This window comes from Candidatus Pelagibacter sp. PS_11, from assembly GCF_059417975.1.
Window position 1 is genome coordinate 437,283 of record NZ_CM182075.1, and the last position, 12,753, is coordinate 450,035.

The 12,753-nt window shown below is 30.5% G+C and carries 11 protein-coding genes; 7 read left to right on the top strand and 4 right to left on the bottom strand.

Going from position 1 to position 12,753, the window contains the following annotated elements; genetic code table 11:
* Nucleotides 1–37 precede the first annotated feature (37 nt).
* Genes AC5SLT_RS02310 through AC5SLT_RS02325 form a run of 4 tightly spaced genes read right to left on the bottom strand, consistent with a single transcriptional unit; the run spans nt 38 to nt 4,299 of the window.
* Entirely contained in the window at nt 38–1,162 is a 1,125-nt protein-coding gene (locus AC5SLT_RS02310; protein WP_494592367.1) for a bifunctional 2-methylcitrate synthase/citrate synthase, read from the bottom strand.
* A complete protein-coding gene (gene prpB, locus AC5SLT_RS02315) occupies nt 1,162–2,058 on the bottom strand; it encodes a methylisocitrate lyase (protein WP_006996772.1) in 897 nt (298 codons plus the stop codon). Before prpB ends, AC5SLT_RS02310 begins: the two co-directional genes overlap by 1 nt.
* On the bottom strand, nt 2,058–3,560 hold the full coding sequence (locus tag AC5SLT_RS02320; RefSeq protein ID WP_494592368.1) for an MmgE/PrpD family protein: 1,503 nt from the start codon (nt 3,558–3,560) through the stop codon (nt 2,058–2,060). Before AC5SLT_RS02320 ends, prpB begins: the two co-directional genes overlap by 1 nt.
* A gap of 49 nt (nt 3,561–3,609) precedes the next feature.
* Nucleotides 3,610–4,299 (bottom strand): HAD-IA family hydrolase, encoded by a 690-nt coding sequence (locus AC5SLT_RS02325; protein WP_494592370.1) that lies wholly within the window; start codon nt 4,297–4,299, stop codon nt 3,610–3,612.
* A 70-nt stretch (nt 4,300–4,369) separates the two neighbouring features.
* Here AC5SLT_RS02325 and AC5SLT_RS02330 point away from each other — a divergent pair, with 70 nt between their 5' ends.
* From AC5SLT_RS02330 to AC5SLT_RS02360, 7 genes are read left to right on the top strand one after another with little or no spacing between them, the layout of a single operon-like run.
* Nucleotides 4,370–4,993, top strand: coding sequence for a DapH/DapD/GlmU-related protein (locus AC5SLT_RS02330; RefSeq protein ID WP_494592372.1), 624 nt, complete (start codon nt 4,370–4,372; stop codon nt 4,991–4,993).
* Between the two features lies 1 nt (nt 4,994).
* Nucleotides 4,995–6,815 carry a glutamine--fructose-6-phosphate transaminase (isomerizing) gene (glmS, locus tag AC5SLT_RS02335; protein WP_494592374.1) on the top strand — a complete coding sequence of 607 codons (1,821 nt, stop codon included), beginning with the start codon at nt 4,995–4,997 and terminating at the stop codon, nt 6,813–6,815.
* Between the two features lie 35 nt (nt 6,816–6,850).
* Nucleotides 6,851–8,230, top strand: coding sequence for a class II 3-deoxy-7-phosphoheptulonate synthase (locus tag AC5SLT_RS02340; protein WP_494592376.1), 1,380 nt, complete (start codon nt 6,851–6,853; stop codon nt 8,228–8,230).
* A 39-nt stretch (nt 8,231–8,269) separates the two neighbouring features.
* Complete coding sequence (nadE, locus tag AC5SLT_RS02345) at nt 8,270–9,007, top strand: NAD(+) synthase (RefSeq protein WP_006996778.1); 738 nt, start codon at nt 8,270–8,272, stop codon at nt 9,005–9,007.
* Between the two features lie 45 nt (nt 9,008–9,052).
* Nucleotides 9,053–10,414, top strand: coding sequence for a cysteine--tRNA ligase (gene cysS / locus AC5SLT_RS02350; RefSeq protein ID WP_494592379.1), 1,362 nt, complete (start codon nt 9,053–9,055; stop codon nt 10,412–10,414).
* Nucleotides 10,411–12,012: a citramalate synthase gene (gene cimA / locus AC5SLT_RS02355; RefSeq protein ID WP_494592381.1), complete on the top strand. Its 1,602-nt coding sequence runs from the start codon at nt 10,411–10,413 to the stop codon at nt 12,010–12,012. Before cysS ends, cimA begins: the two co-directional genes overlap by 4 nt.
* Nucleotides 12,012–12,725, top strand: a complete 714-nt coding sequence (locus AC5SLT_RS02360) for an RNA methyltransferase (protein WP_494592383.1) — start codon at nt 12,012–12,014, stop codon at nt 12,723–12,725. Before cimA ends, AC5SLT_RS02360 begins: the two co-directional genes overlap by 1 nt.
* The last annotated feature ends 28 nt before the right edge of the window (nt 12,726–12,753 follow it).

Genomic DNA, 12,753 nt, shown 5'->3' on the forward strand with positions numbered 1-12,753 from the left:
ATAAAAATTAAATAATCTTGAGATAAGTTTTTTAAAATTATCTTTGATTTAATTGAATAACTTTTCTGTGCTTGCTACCTTTATAACTTGCAAGAGGTCTAATTAATTTATTAGCAGCATGTTGCTCCATAATATGCGCTGACCAACCTGTAATTCTTGAAATTACAAATATTGGGGTAAAGAAATCAGTATCAAAACCCATTAAATGGTAAGTTGGACCTGTTGGGTAATCAACATTTGGATAAATATTTTTTTCTTTAATCATTACCTTTTCAACAATGTCATAAATCTTTTCAAATGTTTTATCTTTTTTAATAATAGCTACTCTTTTAAAGTATTCTCTCATAGTTGGAACTCTTGAGTCTCCACTTTTGTAAACTCTATGACCAAATCCCATCACTACATCTTTGTTTTTTAAAGCCTTCGTAATCCATTTTAAAGCATTCTCAGGTTTTTTAATTTTCTTCATCATGTGCATTACTTCTTCATTAGCACCACCATGAAGAGGACCTTTTAAACTCGCGATTGCTCCAGTGATTGCCCCATGAATATCAGATAAGCTACTGGTAATAGTTCTTGCTGTAAATGTTGATACGTTAAAACTATGCTCAGCGTATAAAATTAGTGATACATCGAAAGCTTTAACGATTTCTTTTTCAGGAACTTTTCCAAAACACATATGGAAAAAATTTGCAGAAAAAGTAAGATTTTTTTTTGGAGCTATAATTTTTTTCCCTTTTCGAAGTCTGTAAAAAGCTGCTAGGGCAGTAGGTGTTTTTGCAAGAATTCTAATCGCCTTTCTTAAATTTGCTTTTGGAGAGCTGTCTTTAGTTTCTTTGTCTTCAAGACCCATGACGCTAACAGCTGTTCTTGCAACATCCATTGGATGAGAATTTTTAGGTATTTTTTTTAAAATACTTAATAAATTTTTAGATAAAGTTATTTCTTTAGATAATTCTTTCTTAAATTCTTTTAATTGTTTTTTATTAGGTAATTCTTTATTTAAAATTAAATATGCAACTTCTTCAAAATCACATCTTGCACATAAATCTTGAGCTGCATAACCTCTATAAGTAAGAGAGTTGATTTCTGGCATAACTTTTGAAATTTCTGTTTCATCAACAACTATCCCTAGTAAACCTTTTTTAATATCATCACTCATTATTCATGTCCTTCCGTACTAAAGTTATAAATTTTTTCATCTAACGAATTGTACTTTTCATATTCTACTAACTCGTAAAGTCTTTTTCTAGTTTGCATTTTATCAATAATGTTGTTCTGATGTCCATTCACAAAAATGTCTCTAAGACCATCTTCTACATTTTTCATGGCTAATCTTTGTGTAGTTACTGGATAAATCACAATATTATACCCAAAGTTTTCTAATTCTTTGTAATTGAATAGCTTAGATTTTCCAAATTCCGTCATATTCGCTAACAAGTAACAGGATAATTCTTTTCTAACTTTTTCAAAATCTTTTTCATCCTGTAAAGCTTCTGGGAAAATAATTTCAGCTCCAGCATCAATATATGCCTTACATCTATCAATCATCTTATCTATTCCCTCAACTCCTTTAGCATCAGATCTTGCTATAATCTTAAAATTTTCATCTTGTTTAGCTGCAACACATTCTTTAATTTTTTTAACCATTGCTTCAGTTGAAATTAATTCTTTGTTATCTAAGTGACCACATCTTTTTCGTTCTACTTGATCTTCTAAGTGAACTGCTGACACCCCAAATTCTTCAAAAGTTTTAATAGTTTCTTCACAAGACTTAAAGCCAGTGTCGATATCAACGATGGTAGGTAAACTTGTAACTCTAGATATTAAATAAGATCTAGTACTAACATCTTGCAGCGTAGTTAAACCAATATCTGGAAATCCTAAATCATTAGCCATAACTCCACCTGATACATAAACTGCATCATACCCAATTTCTTCAATTAGTTTTGCTGTTAGTGGGTTATAAGCACCAGGAACTCTTAAAATTTTATTTGATTTTAGTTTACTAACAAAGTCAGCTCTTTTTTGACTGGGCTCTTTTTCTACAAAATGCATTAAAAAATTCCTTGTTTTGTATTTTTCTTAATTTGACTTCTTTTAACCTGAATATTTAGTTTATTTAATTCCCCAGCTTTCAAATTTTTAAGATTTTGAACAACTTTTAAGAAGCGAGCACTCTCTTTTTTATCTAATATACCATCTGTTAACGTTAAAAACTTGTTTATATAATTCTGTCTTTTAAATGGACGTGCTCCATAAGGGTGAGCATCTGCTCTATCCAATTGTTCCGTAATTTTTTTACCATTATTTAAAGTGACCACAACTTTTGCACCAAAAGATTTATTCTTTGGATTAGGATCGTGATATTTCTTAGTCCATTTTTTATCTTCAAATGTAGTAATTGATTTCCAAATTTTTATAGTGCTTTTTCTGTTAGCTCTTTGTTTAGTATATGATTTAACATGGTGCCAATCAGCATCTTCAAGAGCTACTGCAAAAATGTACATAATAGAGTGATCTAGTGTTTCTCTACTTGCATTTGGATCCATTTTTTGTGGATCATTTGCACCAGTTCCAATTACGTAATGAGTGTGATGACTTGTGTAAATATCAATTTTTTTAATTTGATTTAAATTTGAAATTTTCTTATTAAGTTTTTTAGCAATATCTATTAGTGCTTGAGATTGGTATTCTGCTGAATATTCTTTTGTATAAGTCTCAAGTATCGCCTTCTTAGATTCTTTTTTCTTAGGAAGAGGCACATTATATAAAGCTTTCTTACCATCTAGTATTCTAGCTATAACACTATCTTCACCCTCATAAATTGGACTTGGAGCACCTTCACCACGCATTGCTCTATCAACTGCTTCGATTGCAAGCTTACCAGCATGAGCAGGGGCGTAAGCTTTCCAGCTAGAAATTTCACCTTTTCTAGATTGTCTCGTTGAAACTGTTGTATGTAGAGCTTGTTGAACTGCTTGATAAATTGTTTCAGTGTTTAGCTTTAACATTGTACCTAAGCCTGCTGCAACACTAGGTCCTAAGTGTGCTATGTGATCTATTTTATGTTTATGCAAACAAATGCCTTTAACTAAATTAACCTGAACCTCATAACCTGTGATAATTCCTCTTAATAAATCTAGTCCACTTTTTTTAGTTTGTTGAGCTACACTTAAAATAGGTGGAATATTATCTCCTGGATGACTGTAGTCTTCCGCTAAAAATGTATCATGAAAATCAAGCTCTCTAACAGCTGTTCCATTTGACCAAGCAGCCCACTCACAATCAAATTTTAATTTTGTATCAATCCCAAATAAATTTGCACCATTTTTTCTAGGATGCTTTAGGGCCATTTCTCTTGAAGAGATAACAGCTTTTCTGTTTAAAGAGGCGATAGCAACTGAAGCATTATCAATTATTCTATTAATAACCATCTCAATGGCTGCCTTATCTAACTTTGCATTATCAGAGGCTATTTCAGCAATTTTCCATGCCAATTGATTTTTTTTAGGTAAATGAATTTTTGATGGGTAAACTTTAACTTTATGCGAAATCATTAGGCCTCCTTAATTATGCAACCTATTAATAGTAAGAAAAAAAATTAAATCAATCTTTTAAGTAAGTTGAAACTATCTTTTCAACACCATTAAAGTCTTTTATCAAATGATTATGGTAAATTTCATTAGAATTTTTTTCCGTATAACCATTTTCTAATAAAATAACAGGAACAGAAGCAGCCTTTGCAGCATTTGCATCAGTTTCACTATCACCAAACATTAAAGATTTCTTTATATCACCACCAATGATTTCAACTATACTTGTTATGTGTCTTGGATCAGGTTTGCAATAATCAAACGTATCTGAACCAGCAACGTACTCAAAGTAATCATAAATTCCAATTTTTTTTAAAAGGTCAATTGCTAAGTGCTCTTGTTTGTTGGTACAAACGGCCATTGAAATTTTTTTTTCTTTACACCATTTTAAAAATTCTTTTACACCGTTAATAAGTGTGCTTTCTTTAATAATATTTTTTCCATAAAAATTAACAAAATCTTTAACCATTTCAGCTTTAATTTTTTGATCATCAATTTTACCAAACTCTTTTTTGGCTTGTCCCCATATAGATCTACCAATCATTGCTCCAGCACCTTGTCCGACCAAATTTCTAATATCTGCAGTTGATTTTGTTGGATAACCATATTTTTTCATTACATGATTATGGGCATTCATTAAATCAGGTGCGGTATCAACTAATGTTCCATCTAGGTCAAATAATATTGAGTAGTTTTGAGTCATTAATAAAGTATTTTTAAGAAATAAATTGTGAATTAAGTTATCTATACACTTAATATAAAAATATTTCCAGATGAAACAAATAAATTCTAACCTTGTACAAGAAAAACTTCGTAAATTTTTTATCAAGTCTGGTGTAAAGATGATTGGTCCTGAAACTATTTTTTTTTCAAAAGATACAAAGATTGGAAAAAACGTTACTATTAATCCATATGTTGTCATTGGAAAAAAAGTTAAAATTGGCAATAATGTAATTATCAATTCATTTTCACATTTAGAAGATTGTAAAATAAAAAATAAAGTTGAAGTGGGACCTTATGCAAGATTAAGACCAGGTACCACTCTTGAAGAAGGATCAAAAATTGGAAATTTTGTAGAAGTTAAGAAAAGTACAGTTGGAAAAAAATCAAAAATTAATCATTTATCGTATATTGGTGATAGTGAAATAGGCAAAGGTGTAAATATAGGAGCTGGCACAATTACCTGTAATTATGATGGCGTTAGAAAAAGTAAAACAAAAATTAAAGATAATGTATTTATAGGCTCAAACTCATCATTAGTTGCACCTATTACTCTAGAAAAAAATAGTATTGTTGGAGCAGGGTCAGTTATTACAAAAAAAGTTAAAAAAAATTCATTAGCCTTAACTAGAAGTTCTCAAACAGAAGTTAAAAACTATAAAAGAAAAATAAAATAAGATGTGTGGAATTATAGGAATAGCTAGTAATAAATCGGTGTCATCTACAATTATTAATTCTCTTAGAAAATTAGAGTATAGAGGATACGACTCTGCGGGAATTGCCACATTATCAAATGGAATTGTAACTGAAGCAAAATCAGAGGGTAGAGTTGATGTTTTAGAAAAAAATCTTGTAGTTAAGAATATGTCAGGCCCCATTGGAATTGGACATGTTAGATGGGCAACACACGGTATTCCAAATACTATTAATGCACATCCTCACTCATCAGAGAGTGTGTCAGTAGTACATAATGGCATTATTGAAAATTCTACTATTTTAAAAAAGCATTTAATAAATAAAGGCCATGTATTTAAATCTCAGACAGATACAGAGGTAATTGTTCATTTAATAACAGAATATTTAAAAGAACTTAATTTAAAAGATGCAATTATTAAAACTCTAAAACAACTTCATGGAAGTTTTGCTTTAGGTATAATTTTTAAAGATCAGCCTGATCTTATTGTGGGTGCTAGAAGAGGGTCGCCTCTAGCAGTTGGTTATGGTCCTAACGAAAATTACTTGGGATCAGATTCTTATGCTTTAAAATCTATGACCAATAAAATTTCGTATTTAAATGATGGAGAATTTTGCATCATAAAAAAAAACCAAGTTGAATTTTTTGATGAAGAAGGCTTAAAAGTTAATAAAAAAGTTTTAGAATTATCTTCTAAAGAACAGGATTATGACAAGGGTGACTTTAAACATTTCATGGCTAAAGAAATTGAAGAACAGCCAACAACGCTAAAGAACTGTATAAATGAGTATGTAGATAAAATTAACAATGACATCAATATCTATAATTTTCCATGGGATATAAAAGAAATTTCTTCAGTTACCTTAATTGGCTGCGGAACAGCTTATCATTCTTGTTTAATGGCTAAGTACTGGTTTGAAGAAAATACTACACTTGATGTAACAATTGATATCGCATCTGAGTTTAGATACCGAAAAAATAGATTTAAAGATGATAATTTATATATTTTTGTTTCTCAGTCTGGTGAAACTGCAGACACTTATGCAGCGTTAGATTTATGCAATAAAAATAACATGAAAACTTGCAGTGTAGTTAATGTTATAGAAAGTTCCATTGCAAGAGATTCTAAGTTTGTTTTGCCCATTCACTGCGGACCAGAAATTGGTGTAGCATCTACAAAAGCATTTATGGGTCAAATGTTAGTTCTTTATATTTTAGTATTAAAATTAGGTATTTTAAGAAAAGATTTAGATAAAGATTTATATTCAGACAAAATTAAAGACTTAAAAACATTACCTAAGTTAGTTGAGCAAACTTTACTTACAGAGAGTAAAATCCAAACAGTTTCTAGTTCATTTACAGATGCAAAAGGTTCGATGTTCTTAGGGAGAGGTTTTTCTTATCCGATTGCATTGGAAGGTGCCTTAAAGTTAAAAGAATTAGCATATGTACATGCTGAAGGGTACCCTGCAGGTGAAATGAAGCATGGTCCATTAGCTTTAATTGAAGATGGAATGCCAGTTGTTGTTTTAGCTCCAAGAGATAATTATTATAAAAAAACAATTTCTAATATGCAGGAAGTAATAGCAAGGGGTGCTAAAGTTTTATTAATAACAAATAAAAGTAAAGATGAAGTTTTTTCAGAAAACATATGGGAAACAGTGTTTGTTGAAAGTGCTAATGATGATTTGCTACCTTTTTTATTAACTGTTCCATTGCAAAAATTAGCCTATTATTCAGCTCTTAAAAAAGGTTATGACATCGATAAGCCTAGAAATTTAGCAAAATCAGTCACAGTTGAATAATAATTAAACTCTGCTACAACACCCCTAGGTTGAATATGAAAAATTGGAAAACAAATAGCTGGAGAAATTATCCTGTAAAACACATTCCTGAATATCCTGATCAAAAAGATTTGGATGACGTTTTAAGTAAAATTAAAGATTTCCCTCCATTAGTTTTTGCTGGCGAGACAAGACATTTAAAAGAGCAATTAGCTGATGTTGTTGATGGAAAAGCTTTTTTATTACAAGGCGGAGATTGTGCAGAAAGTTTTGCAGAATTTCATCCAGACAATATTAGAGATACATTTAAACTGATACTTCAAATGTCTTTAGTGCTTACTTATTCTGCATCATTACCAGTTATTAAGCTTGGAAGAATTGCCGGACAGTTTTCAAAACCAAGAAGCTCTCCTGTTGAAAATATTGATGGCGTTGAACTACCTAGTTACCTAGGAGATAATATTAATGGAATGGAATTTAATGAAAAATCTAGAGTTCCAGACCCTAAGAGACTTTTTAAAGCTTATTCTCAATCTGCATCAACGCTTAACCTTATAAGAGCCTTTTCTCATGGAGGTTTTGCTGATCTTAAAAAAGTACATACTTGGAATTTAGGTTTTATTAAAAATACACCTGCTGCTAAAAAATTTAAAGATTTAGAAGATAGAATTGCAGATGCATTAGCTTTTATGGATGCTTGTGGAATTAATTCTGACTTTAATAGAAGATTAAAAACAGTAAATTTTTGGACTTCACATGAAGCTTTATTACTTCCTTTTGAACAAGCAATGACGAGAGTAGATTCAACAACAGGTGAATATCACGATACTTCAGCTCACTTTGTTTGGATAGGAGATAGAACAAGACAACTTGATGGTGGACATGTTGAGTTTTGTAGAGGAATTGAAAATCCAATTGGAATTAAATGTGGACCAACATTAAAAGCTGAAGACTTGATAAATCTTTGCAATAAAATTAATCCAAATAATGAAAAAGGCAAAATAACTTTAATTTCTAGATTTGGTCATGAAAATGTTTCTAAATTTTTACCAAAATTAATTAGAGCAATCAAAAAAGAAGGTTTAAATGTAATATGGTCATGTGATCCTTGTCATGGTAATACAATTAAAGCTACAACTGGGTTTAAAACAAGACCGTTTAATAGTGTTGTCAAAGAAGTAAAAAATGTTTTTGAATGTCACCAAAGTGAAGGAAGTTATGCAGGTGGACTACATATTGAAATGACTGGTCAAAATGTTACGGAATGCACAGGGGGTGCTCAGAAAATATCTGACCAAGATTTATCTAGCCGTTACCACACTCATTGCGATCCAAGACTTAATGCTAACCAAGCGTTAGAGTTAGCTTTTTTAATTTCTGATGAGATTAAAAAAAATGCTGCTTATTCTAAAAAAAATATTAAAGCGGCATCTTAAAGCATTGTATTGAATACAATTTCGTTTAAATTTTAGGAAATGAAACCATTAGAAAAAGCACAATTTATAAGTAATTGGATTAAAGATTATGTGAACAAGATGCCAAGTAAGGCTCAATCTTTAATCATTGGAATTTCTGGGGGAATAGATTCTTCTGTATCAAGTACATTGAGCGCAATGACAGGTATTAAAACAATTGTTTTATCAATGCCCATTAAACAAAAATCATCACAACATGACTTAAGCTTAAAACATCAAGAATGGCTTGTTAAAAACTTTGATAATGTTGAAGCGCACACAATAAATTTAGATAAATTATTTGAAACCTTTGAGAGTACGTTATCAAATTTTGATAGTGAACTTGGAATGGCAAATTCTAGAGCTAGAATTAGAATGACCACTCTTTATCAAGTAGCAGCTGCTAACAAAGGTATTGTGGTTGGTACTGGAAATAAAGTTGAGGATTTTGGGGTAGGGTTTTATACAAAATATGGAGATGGTGGAGTTGATATATCTCCTATTGCTGATTGTAATAAATCAGAAGTATGGGAAATAGGTAAATCTATTAATATACTTCAAGAGATAATTGATGCTGCTCCAACAGATGGATTATGGGATGATGGCAGAACTGATGAAGGTCAGTTAGGTCTTAAATACGAGGAATTAGAAGAAGCTATGAACAATGTTAATTCAATAAATCGTGAAAAATACGAAAAAATAAGAAAGATGAACTTGCATAAAATGGAACCAATCCCAGTTTGCAAGATTCCCAACTAATCTTATAGATTCACAAATCTATAATTAAAGTATAATTCTAAGATAATGAACATGGATATTTTTTTAACAAACAATCTAAATAATAAAAAAGAAAAATTTGTTCCAATAAATAAAGAAAACATTGGAATGTATGTTTGTGGTCCAACTGTTTATGACAACCCACACATAGGTAATGCTAGACCTCTTGTTATTTTTGATATTTTGTTCAAAGTTTTAAAATCAAAATATGGTCATGATAAAATAAATTATATAAGAAATATTACAGATGTTGATGATAAGATAATTAAATCAGCAAAAGAAAAAAATCTTTCAATATCTGAATTAACAAACAATGTTATTAAAGATTTTAATGAGGATTGTAATTACTTAAATTTAGATAATCCAACCCAACAGCCAAAAGCTACAGATCATATTGATCTCATGATTAAAATGATATCAACTTTAATAGAAAAAGATTTTGCCTATGAGGCAAACAACCATGTTTATTTTGAAGTTAGCAAATTTGATGATTATGGAAAGCTATCGAATAAGAAATTAGAAGATTTAATTGCAGGATCTAGAGTAGAAGTTTCAGATAATAAAAAAAAATCAGAAGATTTTGTTTTATGGAAACCCTCTAAGGATGATGAGCCTTCTTGGGATTCTTCTTGGGGTAAAGGAAGACCTGGTTGGCATTTAGAATGTTCAGCAATGTCAAAGAAATACCTAGGAAACGTATTTGATATTCATGGTGGAGGAATTGATCTAATTTTTCCACATCACGAAAATGAAATTGCACAATCAAGATGTGCGAATGATAGTAAAGTTTTTGCAAATTATTGGATCCATAACGCATTTATTACTATGTCCAATGAAAAAATGGCTAAATCAACTGGCAACATACTTAAGATTAAAGATTTTAAAGATAATGTTGATGGACAAGTTTTAAAACTTGCTCTTATGAGTGCTCACTACAAACAGCCATTAGACTGGAACGAAAAGCTCTTAGAAGATTGCAAAAATACTATTGATAAATGGTATGAAGTTTATTTACCCCCGAAAGACAAAATAGTTTTAGATGAAGATATTTTGTCTCCATTATATGATGATTTGAATACACCTGGCTACATTGCAAAATTACATCAACTTTATGATAAGGCCTTAAAAGGAGGAAATGAAGAGAAAAGTTTATTTGTATTAGCTTGTAATTTTATTGGTATTTTAAATAAAACAAAAGAAGAGTGGATTGAATTTAAAAAGAAAAAATCATCCATTAATGAAGATGACATTTTAGAAATGATTTCACTTAGAAACAAAGCTAGAGAAGATAAGAATTATAAAGAAGCTGATATCATTAGAAATAAGCTTTTAGATAAAGGGGTTTTAATAGAAGACAAAGATGGTAAAACAATTTGGAAACTAAAATGAGCAAAGAACAACTTTTTATATTTGATACAACACTGAGAGATGGTGCACAAACACAAGGTGTAGACTTTTCTGTAGATGATAAATTAAAAATTGCCTCAGCTTTAGATAATTTAGGTGTTGATTATATTGAGGGTGGGTGGCCAGGAGCAAATCCTACGGATACTGAATTTTTTCAAAAAAAACATTCATTTAATAATGCTAAACTAACATCTTTTGGTATGACCAAAAGAACTGGTCGAAGTGCCGATAATGATCCTGGACTATCAGCACTTTTAAACTCAAACACACCGGGAGTTTGTATTGTAGGAAAATCTTGGGATTTTCATGTTGATATAGCACTTGGTATTTCTAATGAAGAAAACTTAGAAAACATTAAAGAGACAGCTAAACATTTCGTTAAAGAGAATAAAGAATTCATGTTCGATGCAGAGCATTTTTTTGATGGATACAAGGCTAATCCAAGTTACGCCTTATCATGTCTCAAATCAGCATTTGATGAGGGAGCAAGGTGGATTGTTTTATGTGACACTAATGGTGGAACCTTACCTCATGAAGTTACAAAAATTGTTACAGAAGTTTCTAAAACTATACCTGGAAAAAATTTAGGGATACATGCACACAATGATACTGGTAATGCAGTTGCGAATTCTTTAGCTGCAGTTTGGGCTGGAGTTAGACAGGTGCAAGGAACCATCAATGGTTTAGGTGAAAGGTGTGGTAATGCTAATTTAATGTCACTAATCCCTACTTTTTTTTTAAAAGAAGATTTTGCAACTAATTTTCAATTAAAAATTAAACCAGACAATATTAAGAAATTAACAGAATGCTCTAGATTGTTGGATGAGATTTTAAATAGAAAACCTAACAAACATCTTCCATACGTTGGTGCTGCTGCTTTTTCTCATAAAGGTGGTCTTCATGTATCAGCGGTTCAAAAAGATCCAAAAACTTACGAACATATTGATCCTGAAGAAGTTGGAAATTCTCGAAACATAGTAGTTTCAGATCAATCTGGAAAATCCAATATAATCTCAAGACTAAAAACTATTGGTATAGAAATAGAAGAGAGCGATCCTAAAATTAAAAAACTTTTAGATGAAGTTAAAGATAGAGAATTTATTGGCTATAGTTATGATGGCGCTGACGCATCTTTTGAATTATTGGCCAGAAGGATTATCAGCAAAATACCAAGGTATATATTGATTAAAGAATACGATGTCTCTGTTAAAAAAGATTCGTCAGGTACAATTGTTTCTTCTGCAAAAGCTCAGCTTGAAGTTGATGGTGAAAAAATTATGTGTACGGGTGAAGGAAATGGTCCTGTTAATGCTCTAGATAATGCTATAAGACAAAATGTAGATCGATTAAACAAATACTCTAAATATTTAAAAGATTTAAAATTAGTTGATTATAAAGTTAGAATTTTAAATACAGGTACTGAGGCAATCACTAGAGTTTCAATAGAAAGCACAGATTCAAAAGGCAAAAATTGGTTCACTATTGGTGTTTCAGCAAATATAATTGATGCTTCATTTAAAGCATTGGTTGATAGTTTAGATTATAAATTATTTAAAGATAAAGCCCCAGCAAGTCTTTAATGTCGTTTAACAATATTTCATTTATTTTACATCAACCTCAATTATCTGAAAATATTGGAGCTTGTGCTAGAGCTGTTAAAAACTTTAACTTTAAAAAGTTAGTTATTGTTAAACCAAAACCAATTTTCCCAAATGATAAAATTTTAGCAACGTCAGTTGGCGCAAAAGATCTAATTATTAATGCTAAAGTACATGAAACCTTAGAATCTGCTGTTAAAAAGGTAGATTGTGTTATTGCAACATCTGCAAGGTTTAGAAATAAAAATATTAAACATATTAATTTAGATGATTTAAAAAAAATTGATTTTAATAAAAAGATAGCTTTTTTATTTGGTTCTGAGGCGTCTGGTTTATCTAATAATGAGATTAGTTATGCTAATTTCACCATGCAAATCCCAACTAACCCTGATTTTAAATCTTTAAACCTGTCACATAGTGTTATTATTATTGCTCATACAGTAACAAGCATCATTAATCTAAAAGGTGCAAAATATTCTAAATCAAAAAAAGTAACCTTAGCTAGCAAAAAGGATATTCAAGCTATGACTAACTTGTGCATCAAAAAACTAGAGGAAAAACACTTTTTTAAACCCTTGGAGAAGAGACCTATTATGCTTGAAAACTTAAGAAGCATTTTTTCTAAAATGGAGCTTTCTGAGAAGGAAACGCGTATTTTATCCAGTGTATTTGCAAGTTTGTCCAAAAAAGGTTGATTGACAAAATAATGAGTAAGTTTATAAA